This window comes from Cryptosporangium japonicum (genome assembly GCF_039524755.1).
In the GTDB taxonomy this organism is placed as follows: domain Bacteria; phylum Actinomycetota; class Actinomycetes; order Mycobacteriales; family Cryptosporangiaceae; genus Cryptosporangium; species Cryptosporangium japonicum.
In genome coordinates, this window is the sequence record NZ_BAAAGX010000027.1 from 1 (window position 1) to 15827 (window position 15827).

Annotated in this window: 13 protein-coding genes; 6 read left to right on the top strand and 7 right to left on the bottom strand. The window is 70.7% G+C overall.

The window, feature by feature from the left end; genetic code table 11:
• From ABD437_RS31005 to mca, 5 genes are all read right to left on the bottom strand, one after another.
• Positions 1-336 (bottom strand): leucine zipper domain-containing protein (locus ABD437_RS31005; RefSeq protein ID WP_344652495.1); only part of this gene is annotated, 336 nt, incomplete at its 3' end.
• Positions 337-460: 124 nt separating this feature from the next.
• Entirely contained in the window at positions 461-1711 is a 1251-nt protein-coding gene (locus tag ABD437_RS31010) for a L,D-transpeptidase (protein ID WP_344652496.1), read from the bottom strand.
• A 239-nt stretch (positions 1712-1950) separates the two neighbouring features.
• Positions 1951-4299 carry a putative bifunctional diguanylate cyclase/phosphodiesterase gene (locus ABD437_RS31015; protein WP_344652497.1) on the bottom strand — a complete coding sequence of 783 codons (2349 nt, stop codon included), beginning with the start codon at positions 4297-4299 and terminating at the stop codon, positions 1951-1953.
• 1202 nt (positions 4300-5501) lie between these two features.
• Entirely contained in the window at positions 5502-5786 is a 285-nt protein-coding gene (locus ABD437_RS31020) for a hypothetical protein (RefSeq protein WP_344652498.1), read from the bottom strand.
• Positions 5783-6646 carry a mycothiol conjugate amidase Mca gene (gene mca, locus ABD437_RS31025; RefSeq protein ID WP_344652585.1) on the bottom strand — a complete coding sequence of 288 codons (864 nt, stop codon included), beginning with the start codon at positions 6644-6646 and terminating at the stop codon, positions 5783-5785. The genes ABD437_RS31020 and mca overlap by 4 nt, the downstream gene beginning before the upstream one ends.
• Positions 6647-6798: 152 nt before the next feature.
• Between mca and ABD437_RS31030 the strand changes: the two genes are divergently transcribed.
• The 3 genes from ABD437_RS31030 (at position 6799) to greA (ending at position 9249) form a co-directional block, all read left to right on the top strand.
• Positions 6799-7200: a DUF4307 domain-containing protein gene (locus ABD437_RS31030; protein WP_344652499.1), complete on the top strand. Its 402-nt coding sequence runs from the start codon at positions 6799-6801 to the stop codon at positions 7198-7200.
• Positions 7201-7348: 148 nt separating this feature from the next.
• Positions 7349-8398, top strand: a complete 1050-nt coding sequence (locus tag ABD437_RS31035) for a hypothetical protein (RefSeq protein ID WP_344652500.1) — start codon at positions 7349-7351, stop codon at positions 8396-8398.
• A gap of 350 nt (positions 8399-8748) precedes the next feature.
• Positions 8749-9249: a transcription elongation factor GreA gene (gene greA, locus ABD437_RS31040; protein ID WP_344652501.1), complete on the top strand. Its 501-nt coding sequence runs from the start codon at positions 8749-8751 to the stop codon at positions 9247-9249.
• Positions 9250-9270: 21 nt separating this feature from the next.
• Here the strand turns inward: greA and ilvA are convergent, their stop codons facing one another.
• Positions 9271-10509, bottom strand: coding sequence for a threonine ammonia-lyase (gene ilvA / locus ABD437_RS31045; protein ID WP_344652502.1), 1239 nt, complete (start codon positions 10507-10509; stop codon positions 9271-9273).
• 180 nt (positions 10510-10689) lie between these two features.
• Between ilvA and ABD437_RS31050 the strand changes: the two genes are divergently transcribed.
• The 3 genes from ABD437_RS31050 to ABD437_RS31060 all read left to right on the top strand — a co-directional run bounded on the left by ABD437_RS31050 (position 10690) and on the right by ABD437_RS31060 (position 15245).
• On the top strand, positions 10690-11652 hold the full coding sequence (locus tag ABD437_RS31050; RefSeq protein ID WP_344652503.1) for an anti-sigma factor RsbA family regulatory protein: 963 nt from the start codon (positions 10690-10692) through the stop codon (positions 11650-11652).
• Positions 11653-11693: 41 nt separating this feature from the next.
• A complete protein-coding gene (locus ABD437_RS31055; RefSeq protein ID WP_344652504.1) occupies positions 11694-13148 on the top strand; it encodes a sigma 54-interacting transcriptional regulator in 1455 nt (484 codons plus the stop codon).
• Positions 13149-13238: 90 nt separating this feature from the next.
• Positions 13239-15245, top strand: a complete 2007-nt coding sequence (locus tag ABD437_RS31060; protein ID WP_344652505.1) for a vWA domain-containing protein — start codon at positions 13239-13241, stop codon at positions 15243-15245.
• On the opposite strand, the gene ABD437_RS31065 is transcribed toward ABD437_RS31060, so the two are convergent.
• Positions 15242-15763 (bottom strand): hypothetical protein, encoded by a 522-nt coding sequence (locus ABD437_RS31065; RefSeq protein ID WP_344652506.1) that lies wholly within the window; start codon positions 15761-15763, stop codon positions 15242-15244. The two genes, ABD437_RS31060 and ABD437_RS31065, sit on opposite strands and share 4 nt — an antisense overlap.
• Positions 15764-15827 lie beyond the last annotated feature (64 nt).

Here is a 15827-nt window from a genome sequence, read left to right on the forward strand (position 1 = left end):
GGTGTGGTGGCGGCGCAGGATCCGGGAAACAGTCCGCGGTGGGAGACCGAGGTCGGGGCCGAGCCAGTCCTGGCCGCGGCGCTTCTCGCGGCGCAGCGTGAGGACTTTCTGTTCCACCTCGGCCGGGGTGCGGCGCGGGCTGGAGCGCGGCCGGGACGAGCGGTCGTGCAGTCCGCCGGGGCCTTCGGCGTCGTATCGGACGAGCCAGTAACCCACGGTCTTGCGTGAGACGCCCATCTGTCGAGCCACGTGCGCACGCGGCATGCCCTGACGGCGGACGCGATCGACCAGCAGCATGCGGCCATGAAAGGTCAAACGGGCATTACGGTGAGACACGAGGGCCTCCGGTCAGGTGCGGACTCTAGACAAGCCACACCTCAACCGGAGTCCTCACCAGTTCAACCAACCCACCCGGCGTGTCGGGCAGGTCATCTGCCACCAACGTCCCGGCCGAGTACACCTAGGTCGTCGTGACCGCGCCGGTCTTGGAGTGGGTCAGCCAGTCTTCGAAGTCGAGCGTCCAGTCGCTGTAGCCGTTGCCGAGCTCGACCGTGGTCTCGGTGTTCTTGACCGTGACCGGGTCGCCGACCTGCACCCGCTCGTAGAGCCAGATCGCGTTCGCCTCCGACACGTTGATGCAGCCGTGCGAGACGTTCTCCTTGCCCTGCTGCGCCACCGACCACGGCGCCGAGTGGACGAACTCGCCGCCCCAGGTGAGGCGCATCGGGTACTCGACCTTGGTGCGGTAGCCGTCGGGCGAGTCGACCGCGAGACCGTAGGTCGACGAGTCGAACATCGCCTCGCGCCGCTTGTCGATGATGACCATCGTTCCGCTACTCGACGGGTACTTCGGCTTGCCCAGGCTGACCGGCATGGTCTTCACGACCTCGCCGCCCTCGGTCACCTTCATCGTGTGCGTCGAGGAGTCGGCGACCATCCGCCGGTCGGTGCCGATCTTGAAGTCGATGGTCATGTCGGTGCGGCCCCAGACGCCGTCGGCGACCGGCCGACCGGCGCTGTCGACCGTGACGTGGACCTTGCTGCCCGCGGCCCAGTACTCCGACGGCCGGAAGTGCAGCTCGGTGGAGCTGACCCAGCCCCACGCGCCGGTCGTCGGCGGCTCCGAGCTGACCTTGAGCATCTTCTCGTACGCGGTGCGCGCCGCGTCGCTCTTCACCGAGCGGCTCAGCTTCAGCACGATCGGCATGCCCACGCCGTAGGTCTTGTTGTCGCCGAGCGGGCTCGACGCGCGGACCGAACTGTCCGCGCCCGGCGTGGGAACGGTCGCGAACTTCGAGGTCAGCGGCGTCCCGCCGCCGGTCGTCGTGACCGAGACGGTGTACGTGGCGCCGAACGAGAGCTTGCCCTTGCTGGCCCAGCTCCGTTTGTCCGCGCCGAGCTCGCCCTCGACCGCATCGCCCTTGTCGGACTTCACCGACACCGCGCTGATCGTGTCCTTGTCGATCGACAGCGTGATCGGGTCCGTCGGCGGCACCGCCGTCGCGTCGGCGGCCGGCTTCACGGTGAGCTTCGGTCCGTCGGGCGAGGGGGACGTCGTCGGGTCGGCGCCCTTGCCGCCGCCGTCACCGCCACCGCTGCCCGAACCGGAGCAGCCGGCCACCAGAAGAGCGGTCGCGAGCAGCGCGACCAGCAGGATCAGACGGCCCCGGACGCCGCGGGGGCCGGCGCCAGAGAGGACGGGGGGAGTCACGAGCAGCTCCGGGGAGAGACGGTGCGCCACAGGACGACCTGGGGCGCGATCAGCCGCTCCATCGTGCCTCAAGATTTCAAGTCTGAAGGATGAGGCCAACTCGGGCGGTCGAAGGCGGTTAATAAGCTCCAGTTAACGCTAGTTGTGGTTCAGGCTAAGGCACGACCCCGCGACCCTTTGTCCGGTGTACCCCTCCGCCGAAGAGGCGGAGATTTCCGTCCGGACCGCTTGCAACCGACTCACTCGGGTGGGCCGTCGGGGCCACCGCGGGCCGCGAGCACGACCTTGGCGTCGTCGGGGTCGAGCGGCGGGTAGAAGAAGAAGCCCTGGGCACCGTGGCAGCCGAGTTTCATCAGCTCAGCGCGTTGCTCGGCGGTCTCGACGCCCTCGGCGATCGCGCGCAGGCCCAGCGTGTGGGCGAGGCCGACGGTCATCCGGACCACCGCCTCGGCCTGCCGGGAACTCTCCATCGCGATCACGAACTGCCGGTCGATCTTGATCTCGTCGACGGTGACGCGCGCCACCGACGTGAGCGACGAGAACCCGGTGCCGAAGTCGTCGAGCGAGAGCCGGACGCCCAGGTCACGCAGTGCGGTGAGCACCTCGTCGACGACCTCGAGCTCGCTCATCATCGCGGTCTCGGTGATCTCCAGCACCAACCGGTCCGGCGGCACCTGGAACTCGGTCAGCAGGCGGCTGACCTCGTCGGGCAGGTCGCGGTCGAGGAGTGACCGCGCCGAGAGGTTGACCGCGACCGGCGCGTCGATGCCGTCGTCGAGCCAGGTGCGGTAGGTGCCCAGCGCCAGCTCGAAGACCCGCCGGGTCAGCGGCGCGATCAGGTCGGTGTGTTCCAGGTCGGGGATGAAGGCGGCCGGGCTGAGCATGCCCCGGCGGGGGTGACGCCAGCGCACCAGCACCTCGGCGCCCAGCGGCTTGCCGGCGACGAGGTCGACGCTGGGCTGCAGCTGGATGACGATCTGGTCGTCGGCGGCGAGGGCGGCCTGCATCTCGGAGGCCAGCGCCAGCCGGTCGACGCTCGCGGTGTCGCGCTCGGCGTCGAACTCCAGCAGTTGGACGCCGCCGGCCTTGGCCCGGAACATCGCCGAGTCGGCCCGGCGAAGCAACTCGACCATGTCGCAGCCGCCGGTCTCCACCGCGACGATCCCGGCCGTGGCCTCGATCGAGAGCTCCACCCCGTCGACGACGAGCGGGCCGCCGAGCGCACCGAGGAGCGTCTCGGCCCGGGAGTGCGCGTGCGTCGACGCCGCCCGCTGGCTGGCCTGGCCGGGCATCAACAGGGCGAACTCGTCGCCGTGCAGCCGCGCGAGCGTCTCCCCCGGCGCCACCCGCACCCGCAGCCGCTCGGCGACCACACGCAGCAGGTCGTCGCCGGCCTCGTGCCCGAGCGTGTCGTTGACCTGGCGGAAGTGGTCGAGGTCGAGCAGGAGCAGGGCGAGGTTGCCGTGGCCGCTGGTCAGCACCGCGTTGCCCTCGGCCATCAGGCAGGCGCGGTTGGCCAGGCCGGTGAGCGCGTCCTGCGTGGCGAGGTCGTGCAGCTGCTGGTGGACGTACGCGTTCTGCATGGTGCCGGCCAGCGCGCTGCCCAGCGTGGCCAGCGCGAGCTGTTCGCGCTCGGGCAGCCGGACCTGGGAGCGGAAGCACAGCCGCAGTTCACCGAAGGACGGGCCGGAACCGTTGACCAACGAGACCGGGAACATCGTCTGCTCGGGGCGGTAGAGGCCCGGCTTGCCCTGCCAGATCTCGCCGGCGGCGTCACCGCGGGTGAGCACCGCGTCGCCGTTGGCCCGTTTCCACTCGACCTCCACGACGTCGGCGCCGAAGAGTTTGGCCGACTCGACGATGGCGGTGCGTAACACCGCGTCGATGTCGAGGTGACCCATTTCCTGGGTCGCCGCGGACAGCCGCTGCCACATCCGGCGCTCGATCCGGGTGCGTACCCGGCCGGCGAAGCCTTCGATCAGCAGCCAGAGCACCGGCGGGAGAACTATCAAGAGATAAGGCGCGTAGCGCGCGACCGCGAGAATGAGCGCGCCGATCGCGAGATTGAGCAGCAGGCCGAGCGCACGGGTGCCGACGCCTTCGAAGACGACCGAGCGGAACGTGTCACCGCGCGAATACGCGACCGCGGCCGCGCAGGCCAGCTCGCTCACCACCGCGGAGATCGCGGCCATGGCGGTCAGCGCGAGCGCACCGCGCCAGCTGATCGGGTCGGGTTGCGCGCCGGCGATCGCCACCATGGCGGTCGCGGCCGCACTGACTCCGACAATTGTCGTGGCGACGTTGAACCAGGCTTTGACCGGATCGAATCTCTTCCACGCCATCGCACCGGCGGTGCCGATCGCGGCGGTCAGGACGGTCCAGCCGGGCGGCAGCAAAACCAGCCCGACGATGAGCACGGCCTCGCCCCAGTCGACGAGGATGCCGCTGCCGCCGATGTAGCGGCGCACGATCCAGATCCGACTGATCGCCACCATCAGGGTGACGAGCGGGACCGCCCACCAGTCGGTGCCGGGCGCCGGCAATGTGAGCGCGACCCCGGCAATACAGACCGCGGCCAACACGGTCATACCCGTGATCAAGGCGCGAAGGCGACTGGGAAGTGACAGTCGCTGGGCGCTGATAACCGCGTCCACGCCGCCTCCCTCGATCTCGCCGACGCGACCGATACGGCCACGCAAGCACGATCCTCTCCGACGGAGGCCGGTGCGTCACGGGTTATGAGGCGATAGATGGGTGAGCTTTAACCACTCACGTTCGTAGAGCCCTTCCGGGCATCAATTTATGAGCCGTCAATGACCGGACGGCTACGCTGCGCAGTTTAGCCCCAGGTCGCGCCACGCATCACGCAACTCCCTTCTGGATGCAATTCCCTCCGGACGTCGGGCTTCAGCCCCAGGTCGCACCACGCATTGCGGTTCCCTCCATTCCCACCAGTAACGAATTTCCACTCCGACCACAAAGGGGGCAATCAGCCCCAGGTGGCACCGCGCATCGTCGAGCACCTCCTCTCGTCCTCCACTGCACTCGCCGTTCCTTCGTTCGGTTCAGTCCCTCGGACCTCGTACCGCTGTCCACATCCGACCGTCAGCCCCACGTCGCGCCGCGCACGGTCCACCTCCGATCGCGAGTTCCTGATCCGGCACATCGGACAAACTCAGCCCCAAGTAGCCCCACGCATCACTAAACACCTCCCTTCACTTCAGTCCAACCATTCCCACTATTCATTTAGATTAAATTCAGCCCCACGTCGCGCCGCGCATCGTCGCCTCCCCTTCCCGGAGATCCCCGACTCGGGTCGAAACCACACCGATCCGTACACGTTCGGTTACGGAAACAAGAAATTGATGTTCTGCGCGTATCGGCATCCGAACGCGAGACAACGCAACTAGAAATATCTGGCGGCAAATCTCGCCCGCACTTTCCGGGCTCGGTTCGAGATTTGATCTCGGATCGCGATACGCCGACCGTAGTGGCGTTATCGCAATGGGTGAAGACACTCAATGGCTACCAAAGAATGTGCGTTCGCCCGCTAGTCGAAAATGGTATAAAACGCTACTACGAGCGATACTGCGCGTGCATATCCCCGTGCGACGAGTTACTAGTCGGCGTTCGATCGACACCGACACGCGATAACGGCGCGGATACTCGTAGCGTCCGCGCCGTGCTGACCGCAGATTACTCTCCGTGCCCGGAGAAGGGAAGTCGGGGTCCCGGCGGCGCGCCTGGGTCAGGGCGCGCCGCTACGTCGACTAGTTGTTACCGAGAGTGGTCAGCTCTCGGTGGTGCTCCGCTTCGCGGCGGACTCCGCCTCGGCGACGGGCTCCGCTGCGGCCGGCTCGGCGGGGACCGCCTCGGTGTGCACGGTCGTGCTCTCGGCCTTCTCGGCCGGGAACGACGCGGGCAGCCGCTTGATCCGCGCCGTCATGTTGCGCCACAGCAGGATCGTCGCGATCGCGAGCAGCGCCACCACCGCCAGGGCCAGCGGGCCCGCACCGGCACCCTCCCGGGTGTCTCCGAAGTTGTTCGCCGCCTCGACCACCGTGTCCAGCGTCATCGTGCCTTCACCGCCTCGCGTACTCCTGCGAACAGATCATCTTCCGGCCGCTCGCTCTCCACGGCCGAGCGGGCCAGCTCGTAGTCCTCGGTGGGCCAGACCCGCTGCTGGATCTCCAGCGGGACGCCGAACCAGCGCCCGTTCGGGTCGACCTGGGTGGCGTGGGCACGCAGCGCGTCGTCCCGGACGCCGAAGTACTCACCGCAGTTGATCCGCGTGGTGATGCGCTCGGCGGGGTCGGGCCGGTCGTCCGGCCAGTTCTGCAGCCACTCGTCGTACGGCGACTCCAGGCCGGCGGCCTTCATCGCCTCGTCCAGCAGCAACACCCGGGCCTTGGAGAAACTCATGTGGTAGTAGAGCTTCAACGGCTGCCAGGGCTCGCCCTGCTCGACATAGCGCTCGGGATCACCGGCGGCCTCGTAGGCCTCGACCGACACCCGGTGGCACATGATGTGGTCCGGGTGCGGGTACCCGCCGTTCTCGTCGTAGGTGAGGATCACGTGCGGGCGGAACTCACGCACGAGACGCACCAGGGGCGCGGCGGCCACCTCGAGCGGCTGGGCCGCGAAGCAGCCCTCGGGCAGCGGCGGCAACGGGTCACCCTCCGGGAGGCCGGAGTCCACGAAGCCGAGCCACGCCTGGTCGACGCCGAGGATCGCGCGCGCGTTCGCCATCTCCTCGCGGCGCAGGTCGCTCAGGTTCGCCCAGACCTCGGGCCGGTCCATCTGCGGGTTGAGCACCGAGCCACGCTCACCACCGGTGCACGTGGCGACCAGTACCGAGACCCCATCGTGCACGTAGCGCGCCATGGTGGCGGCACCCTTGCTCGACTCGTCGTCCGGATGGGCGTGTACGGCCATCAGCCGGAGTTGCTCGTCGGACACGCGCCGGATCTCCCTCACCTAGGTGTCAGCCCGTCGGGATACGTTGCTGCGTAGCTGACAGATGAATTGTCCACGACCGGCGGCGCCGCCGTGACAGCGGCTCACCGGCCCCCGATAGCGGAGCGCTCGTGACGGCACCCGTATTTCCTCCCGGCCGCTACGGCCGTCGGCGTAGCCGGCGCGCCTATCCCCGTTGGCTGGTCCCGGCGTTGGTCGGAGCCGTCGTGGTGGCGGGCCTGGCGATCGCCGGAAAGCTCTACTCCACCTACGGCGACGACCACGTGGAAGGCCGCGTTCTCCGGTACGCGGTGGTCTCCGACCGCGAAGTCCGGATCGAGTTCGAGGTCTCCGGGTCCCGGGAGACGCCGATGACGTGCGCGGTGCGCTCGCGGGGGCAGGACGGTGCGGAGGTGGGTCGTACCGAGTTCACGGTTCCGGAGGGTGACTCCGTGATCACCCGGACGGTTACTCTGGCCACCTCGCAGCGCGCGGTCAGCGGCGAGGCCGGGGGTTGCACGCCGGCCGGCTGAACCGGCCACCACGCCCACCCGTGTTCCACGGGGAGGGGGCCGCTGTGCCCAACCGTTCCTCCGAACGACCGAGAGGCGCGTCGGACAGCGGGGTCGCATCCGGACATCACCCTCGCCGTCGTCGAAATCCCGGGGTTCCCTGGGAGCCATGGAAGGCAGTGAGTCGCGTCGCCGTTCGCGGCACTCGGTGGCGCAGACGGATCCGCTGTACTGGGCTCGGGCCCGTGCGGCCGAACAGGACCCGTTCGGCCGGCCGGTCGAGGAGGAGGCGGCCACCGAGGAGTTCCCGTCGGTCGCTCCGGAGTGGTCGGGGCGGCTCCCACTGCCGGCGCCCGCGAACCTGCCCGTCCGGCGTCCCTGGTCGGGCGAGGAGGCCACCACCGCCTCACTCCCGGCGATCCGTCCCGACGACGCCGCGACGACCGTCGACCTGCCCGCCGTCCCGTCCGACGCGGAGACCGTCGACCACCGCGACCGTCCACTGGCGCTGGTGCCGCACCCCTACACCTCCGGGCGCTCGTCGCTCGCCCGGCGGGGCTACACCGGGCGGCACCGCCCGCCGCCGGCCCCGTCGCCCACCCGGCTCGGGCTCTCCACGGTGGGGATGACGGTCGCGGTCGGAGTCCTGGGCGTGACGCTGGCCATGCTGCACGCGCAGCCGAGCGATCAGGCCGACCGCGGCACCCCGCCGCTGTCCGCCGTCTCGCCGACCGGCCCGTCCGACGGCGGCGACGTCGAGGCCACCGAGCCGCAGCCGACGCCGGGGCCGGACGGCAAGCTCATCCCCCGGCCCGCCGCGACCCCGAGCGACGGCCCGGCCGCCACCTCCGGTGCGGCCGTCCCGCGCGTCGGCCGGCCCGCGGTGGCGCCGGGAGCACCGGGCGCCGACTCCGGCGACGACGCCGACGACTCCGGGAACGACGGCGCGACCACCGAGGAGCAGCCGGCCGCACCCACCACCCCCCGCTCGAACGGCCGCCCGCCCCGCACCCGGCAGCCGGGCACCGTCGTCCGGCCGACGCCACGCACGAGCCCCCGCTGCGCGACCGGTCGCACCAACGCACTCGCGGGTGACCCGTCCGCGAGCGCGAGCGCCACGACGCAGGCCGACCCCGACGAGACGCCGTCCGAGCCGGCGGAGCCCACCGACCCGGCCACCGGAGACCCGAGCCCCAGCACCCCCGCCGGAGCGTGCTGACGGGAGCGGATCCGTCCCGGGCACTTCGAACCGCGCCGATCGTTGAACCAAACGGCGAGGAGATGTCATCCTGGACGTCCGGTCGCCTGGGGGCGTCCTCCCCGTGGCGACGAGAGGGGCAGTTGAACGTGGTGAGAGAGATGAGCGGCGATCACGCCCGGACACGCCGAAAAGTGCCGTGTCCGCGGCGGGGATGACGTCGGCTCACAGGCCTCTGCTGTTCACAGCTGAGTAACCGCGCGACTGCACAGGGTTCCCCGACCCCGGCCCGGAAGAGATCATCCGGGCTATCCTTTTAGTTTCCCCGCAGTGTGGAACGACCGATATCCATTGACCCCCGAGGAGCACCCGTGTCTACGACCGATGAGGCGCGCGCAACCTGGCTCACCCAGGAGGCGTTCGACCGGCTGAAGGCCGAGCTCGAGGAGCTCAAGGCGAACCGCCCCGTGATCGCGGCGGAGATCAACGCCCGGCGCGAGGAGGGCGACCTCAAGGAGAACGGCGGGTACCACGCCGCCAAGGAGGAGCAGGGCAAGCAGGAGGGCCGCATCCGGCAGCTCGAGGACCTGCTCCGCAGCGCGCGCGTCGGCGAGGCACCCACCACGGCCACCGTCGTGGTGCCCGGCACGGTGATCACCGTTCACTTCGACGACGACCCGGACGACGCCGAGACGTTCCTGCTCGGCTCCCGCGAGATCTCGTCGACCACCGACCTGACGGTGTACTCCCCCGAGTCGGCGCTCGGTGCGGCCATCCTGGACCACAAGCCGGGCGACAAGGTGTCCTACGAGGCGCCCAACGGCCGCACGATCAACGTCACGATCGCCAACCTCGAGCCGTTCGCGGGCTGAGCCCCCGGCTGCGGGCCGCGGCTACTCCACCGAGTAGCCCGCGGCCCGCAGTGCGTTCACCGTCCGGTGTGAGTGGTCCGGGCCGTCCGTCTCCACCGTCAGCGACACCTCGACCTCGCCCACCCGCAGCGCGGCGTCGTGCCGGACGTGGGCGATGTCGAGGACGTTCGCCCGCTGTTTGGCCAGCGCGCCGAGCAGGCCGGCCAGCATCCCCGGCCGGTCGGCGAAGCGCACGGTGATCTCCAGGTAGCGCCCGGCGGCACCCATGCCGTGCTCGATCACCCGGAGCAGCAGCAGCGGGTCGATGTTGCCGCCCGACAGCACCACCACCACCGGAGCCTCGAACGTCTCCGGCTCGGCCAGCACCGCGGCCAGCGCCGCCGCACCGGCCGGCTCGACCACCATCTTGGCCCGCTCGAGGCTGAACAGCAGTGCCTGCGAGAGCTGCTCCTCGGAGACCGTGCGCACCTCGTCCACCTGGGCGGCGATGTGCGCGAACGTCAGGTCGCCCGGACGGCCGACCGCGATGCCGTCGGCCATCGTCCGCATCCCGTCGAGCGTCACCGGTCGCCCGGCGGCCAGCGACACCCGCACCGCCGCGGCGCCGGCGGCCTGCACACCGACCAGCCGGACGTCCGGCCGCTCCGCGCGGAGCACGGCCGCGACGCCGGCCACCAGGCCACCCCCACCGGTCGGGACGACGACCGTCCGCACGGCCGGACACTGCTCCAGGATCTCCAGCCCGACGGTTCCCTGGCCGGCGACGACGTCCGGGTGGTCGAACGGGTGCACGTAGACCGCGCCCCGGTCCCGGGCGAACGCGGTGGCCGCGGCCATCGCGTCCTCGATCGTGGCGCCGACCAGCTCGACCGTGGCGCCGTACTCGCGGGTGGCCGCCACCTTCGGCAACGACGCCCCGACCGGCATGAACACGGTGGCGTGCGTGCCGACCGCGCGAGCCGCCAGCGCGACGCCCTGGGCGTGGTTGCCCGCGCTGGCCGCGACCACGCCGCGCGCCCGCTCCTCCGGGGACAGCCGGACCAGCCGCAGGTAGGCGCCACGCAGCTTGAACGACCCCGCGTGCTGCAGGTTCTCGCACTTGAACAGCACCGGGCCGCCGACCGGCCCGCGCAGTGGCTCGCACTCCTCCAGCGGCGTGCGGCGCACCACTCCGGCCCCGGCCAGCACCTCCTGGGCGGCCCGGACATCGGCCGACGTCACCAGATCAGGTGGGGTGACGACAGCGTCCGCGCTCGGCATGCGGAGAATCGTGCCAGGGCTCGGATTCCTGACCACTCTTGGGTGGCCAGCGGTACGGGAGGACAGAAACGGTGGTTACGCTGGCCCGCGCCGGGGTGGTTATGAATTCGCTGGGCGGGTAGTGCCGGTGCAAGTGAGAGACGACTGGCAGGAGAAGACTGTGCGTGCTGCGGGGCGGCCTTGACCGCGGCACAGATCGATGGTGACCCTCCGCCCGACGCGGGCCCGGTGCTCGGCCATCAAGCGCTGATCTACTCCTCCCCCGACGAGCTGGCCTCGTGCGGGGCCGACTTCCTGCGCCAGGGCATCGAGCGCGGCGACGCGGTCGTGCTGGCCATCCCGGACGCGGCCGGGTTGGTGTCCGCGCTCGGGTCGCACGCCGACCGGGTCGACGTCGTGGACGACCGGGCGTGGCATCGCGTCCCGGCCTGGACGATCGGCGGGTACGCCCGCCGCTCCGAGCGCGCCGCCCGGAAGAAGCAGCGGCTGCGGGTGCTGACCGAGATCCGCTGGGACCAGCCGTCGGCCATCGCCGAGTGGCAGTGTTACGAGGCCGTGCTCAACACCGCGCTCGCCGGCCTGCCGGTCGACCTGTGCTGCGCGTACGACGCGCAGGGCCTCGCCGAGGACGTGCTCGACGCGGCCCGACGCACGCACCCATCGACGCTCGGGCCGAACGGTGTCGCCCCGTCGGACAGCTTCGTTCCGGCGGTCGAGTTCCTCGCCTCCGGTTCGCAGGCTCCCCGCCTGACCGTGCCGCCGGACGCGCTGCGGGTGGAGTTCGGCGCCGCCGAGATCCCGGCCGTACGGCAGACCGCGCTGCGCTGGGCCCGCGACGGCGGCATGAACGAGGACGACGCGAGCGAGTTCCTGATCGCGATCTACGAGATCGCCAGCAACGCGGTCGAGCACGGGGGCGGCCGGGGCGTCGGACGCTTCTGGTCCGAGGCCGACCGGCTGTTCTGCGACATCTGGAGCGCGCAGCAGATCGGCGACCCGCTGACGGCCGGTTACCGCCCGCCCGGCACCGCCCAGGAGCGCGGCCGCGGCCTCTGGCTCGCCCGCCAGATCTGCGAACAGGTGACGATTTACAACAACGGTGGCGCAACCGTGCAATTGGCGCGCTCGGTCGAGTCGCGCTGATCCACCTCGCCAGCCACGGGATTCCGACGTAGCGTCGAACTGTGACGCGTGATGCCTCGGCGGCCGAGGCGGCAGCCCGGCCCGAACCCACCACTCTTGGCGCCCTCCGGGACGCCGGGACCCCCTACCGCGGCGTGAAGGCCGAAATCCGGCACAACCTGCTGGCCCGGCTCCGCGCCGGCGAGCCCTCCGTCCCCGGAATCCTGGGATTCGACGACACCGTCCTCCCCGAGTTGGAGCGAGCGCTGCTCGCCGGCCACGACCTCGTGCTCCTCGGTGAGCGCGGTCAGGGCAAGACCCGCCTGATCCGGTCGTTGATCTCCCTGCTCGACGAGTGGACTCCGGTGATCGCCGGTTCCGAACTCAACGACCACCCGTTCGCGCCGATCAGCGTGTACGGCCAGAACCTCGTCGCCGAACTCGGCGACGCCACTCCGGTCGAGTGGCTGCACCGCTCGCTCCGGTTCGGCGAGAAGCTCGCCACCCCCGACACCTCCGTCGGTGACCTGATCGGCGACGTCGACCCGATCAAGGTCGCCGAGGGCCGCACCCTGGGCGACCCGGAGACCATCCACTACGGACTCATCCCACGCACCAACCGCGGCATCATCGCCGTGAACGAGCTGCCCGACCTGGCCGAACGTATCCAGGTGGCGCTGCTCAACGTGCTCGAGGAGCGCGACATCCAGGTCCGCGGCTACACGCTGCGGCTCCCGCTGGACCTGCTCGTGGTGGCCAGCGCCAACCCGGAGGACTACACCAACCGCGGTCGGATCATCACCCCGCTCAAGGACCGGTTCGGGGCCGAGATCCGCACCCACTACCCGCTCGACCTGCCCGGCGAACTCGCCGTCATCGAGCAGGAAGCGCTGGTCAGCTGGCCCGACGAGCCGCTCGGCGACCCGGTCGTGCCCGACCACCTGCGCGAGATCATCGGCCGCTTCACCCGCGAGGTCCGCGAGGCTCCGCAGGTCGACCAGCGCTCCGGCGTCTCGGCCCGGTTCGCGATCGCGGCGCTGGAGACGGTGGCCGCCTCCGCGGTGCGCCGGGCCGCCCGCACCGGCGAGTCGCCGGTCGCGCGGGTCAGCGATCTGCCGTCGGTGGTTCCGGCCAGCCGGGGCAAGGTCGAGTTCGCCGACCTCTCCGGCGACCTGGAGGACGGCCGCGAGCTGGAGATCCTCGATCACCTGCTGCGCCGGTCGATCGCCAGGACGTTCCGCCGCTACCTGGCCGGCGTCGACCTGTCCGGCCTGCAGGCCAAGTTCGAGGGCGGCAGCACGGTGATGGCGGGCGAGAACGTGGCCGCGGCCGACCTGCTGCACCAGCTGGGCACGGTGCCCGGCCTGGCCCAGATCCTCGAGCGCGTCGGGGTGCCGGACGGGGCGGAGTCGCCCGGTCTCGCCGCGGCCGCGCTGGAATTCGCGATGGAAGGGCTCCACCTCAACCGGCGGTTGGCCAAGGACGTAGCCGAAGGCCAGACGTTGTACGGCTCCTAAGGAGCTCTTCACGACCGAGCGCTTGCGCGAGGTCCAGCTAGCAGAGTCGCCGTGCGCTCATGACGGCTCCGACCGTAGGGAGGCGCCGCCATGAGCGCAGAACCACTGGAACCGCCACCCCCGCCCCGCCGCCGCGGCGGCTACAAGTACGGCCGCTGGTCGGGCGGCGCCGACCCGCTGGCACCTCCGTTCGACGTCCGCGAAGCCCTGGACGGCATCGGGGACGACATCCTGTCCGGTTCCACCCCGGCCGACGCGTTGCGCCGGCTGCTGCAGCGGGGCCGCGACGGCCTCTCGGGCCTCGACGACCTGCGCCGCCGCCTGCGCAAACGCCGGGAGCAGCTGCGCCGCTCCGGACGCCTGGACGGCACCCTGGACCAGGTCCGGGAGCTGCTCGACCAGGCGCTCGAGGCGGAGAAGCGCGCGTTGTTCGCCGACCCCGACGACATGGCGCGCTTCGAGGAAGCCGAGCTCGACGCGCTGCCGAACGAGACCGCCAGCGCGGTGCGAGCGTTGTCCGAACGGCAGTGGCGCTCGCCCGAGGCGGCCCAGAAGTATCAGGAGATCCAGGAACTCCTGCGCCGCGAGGTGCTCGACTCGCAGTTCGCCGGCATGAAGAACGCGCTGCAGAACGCCTCGCCGGAGGACATGGCCCGGGTCCGGGACATGATGGCCGACCTGAACGACCTGCTGTCCAAGCACGCCCGCGGCGAGGCGTCGCCGGCCGATCTGGACCAGTTCCTCGACAAACACGGCGAGTTCTTCCCGGAGCGGCCGAACAGCATCGACGAACTGATCGACCAGCTGGCCCGGCGGGCGGCCGCTTCGCAACGCATGATGGACGGCCTCACCGCCGAGCAGCGCGCCGAGCTGGGCGACCTGATGGACCAGATGCTCGGTGGTGACATCGGGCTCTCGGCCGAGATGGAGCGGCTCAACCAGCAGCTGCGCGCGGCCCGGCCCGATCTGCGCTGGGGCGGCGACCCGCGGATGCAGGGCCAGGAAGGCATGGGCATGGGCGACGCCACCAGCGCGGTCGCCGAACTGTCCGACGTCGAGTCGCTCGACCGGCAACTCGGCCAGCAGTACGCCGGAGCCGGCCTGGACGACGTCGACGAGGAGCTGGTGCAGCGGGCGCTGGGGCGGGAAGCCGTCGACGACCTCAACAACCTGCGGCGGATCGAGAAGGAGCTGTCCCGGCAGGGCTGGCTGCAGAACCGCAACGGTCAGCTGGAGCTGGCGCCGAAGGCGCTGCGACGGCTGGGCGCGACGGCGCTCAAGCGGGTGTTCGCCCAGCTGCACGACGGTCCGCGCGGCGACCACGACATCCCCGACGCCGGCGCCGCCGGTGAGCTCACCGGCAGCAGCCGGGCCTGGCAGTTCGGCGACACCCAGCCGCTGGACGTGGTCCGCACGGTGCGCAACGCGGTACTGCGTACCGGGCCTTCGTCGGACGGAGTGCGGCTCACCGTCGACGACTTCGAGGTCGTGGAGACCGAGCGGCGCTCGCGGGCCGCGGTGGCGCTCCTGGTCGACCTGTCGTACTCGATGGAGCTCAACGGCACCTGGGGCGCGGCGAAGTCGACCGCGCTGGCGTTGCACCACCTGGTGACGACGCGTTATCCGCAGGACTCGATCGAGCTGATCGGGTTCAGCCAGTACGCTCGGCCGCTGCGCCCGGCGGAGCTGGCCGGGCTCGACTTCGACCCGGTGCAGGGTACGAACCTGCAGCACGCGCTGATGCTGGCGCGGCGGCACCTGACCCGGCACTCGGACGCCGAGCCGATCCTGCTCGTCGTCACCGACGGCGAGCCGACCGCGCATCTGGAGCGCGACGGCGAGGCGGTGTTCATGTGGCCGCCGATGCCGGAGACGCTCGCGCTGACGTTGGCCGAGGTCGACCGGGCCACCCGGGCCGGCGTCGCGATCAACGTGTTCATGCTGGGCGAGGATCCGCGGCTGGTCGACTTCATGACCGAGGTGGCCCGCCGCAACGGCGGCCGGATCTTCACGTCCGACGCCGACAACCTCGGCGAGTACGTGGTCCGCGACTTCCTGGCCCGCCGAACCGCTATCGCGTCGGGTCGACGGCGCTAGAGCGTCAGGACCTCGATGTTGCAGATGTACCAGCCGTTGGTTTTCAGGGCCTGAAGGCGCATGGGGAAGGGGCGGTCCGCCCGTTCTTTCGTGCGTTTGTCGGCCACGACGAAGGTGACCCCGACGTCCAGCTCCACCTCGGTCGAGCTGCGTCGGGTCTCCTTCGTGATGCTCCAGTTGATCGTCCGGAGCTCCTGGCCGACGTCGATCAGGCCGCGGTTGAACTCACGCAGCGTGGCGCCCGCCTGATTGCGCTTCGGCTCGCACAGCGCCTGCTCGAACTCGTTGATGCTGTTCTGCGACATGCTGCGCAGGAGCTGGTCGGCCGCGGCCTTCGGTGTCTCCGGCCCCTGCTCACCGGTGCGGTGGACGAACACCGCGGTCACCGTGCAGACGACGACGGACATCGTCGCGGCGAGTAGTCCGAACAGCACGAGCCGACGCTTCCGCCGTTTGCGCCGACGCTCCCAGCTGCGGCTGCGAGTCGTCAGCTCCGGCGGCGGGGGCGCAGGGAGCATCGACCCTCCTTCGTGAGCGCCGTTCACAGTAGTGGCGCCGGGCGCATCGTGTCCCCCACACCGG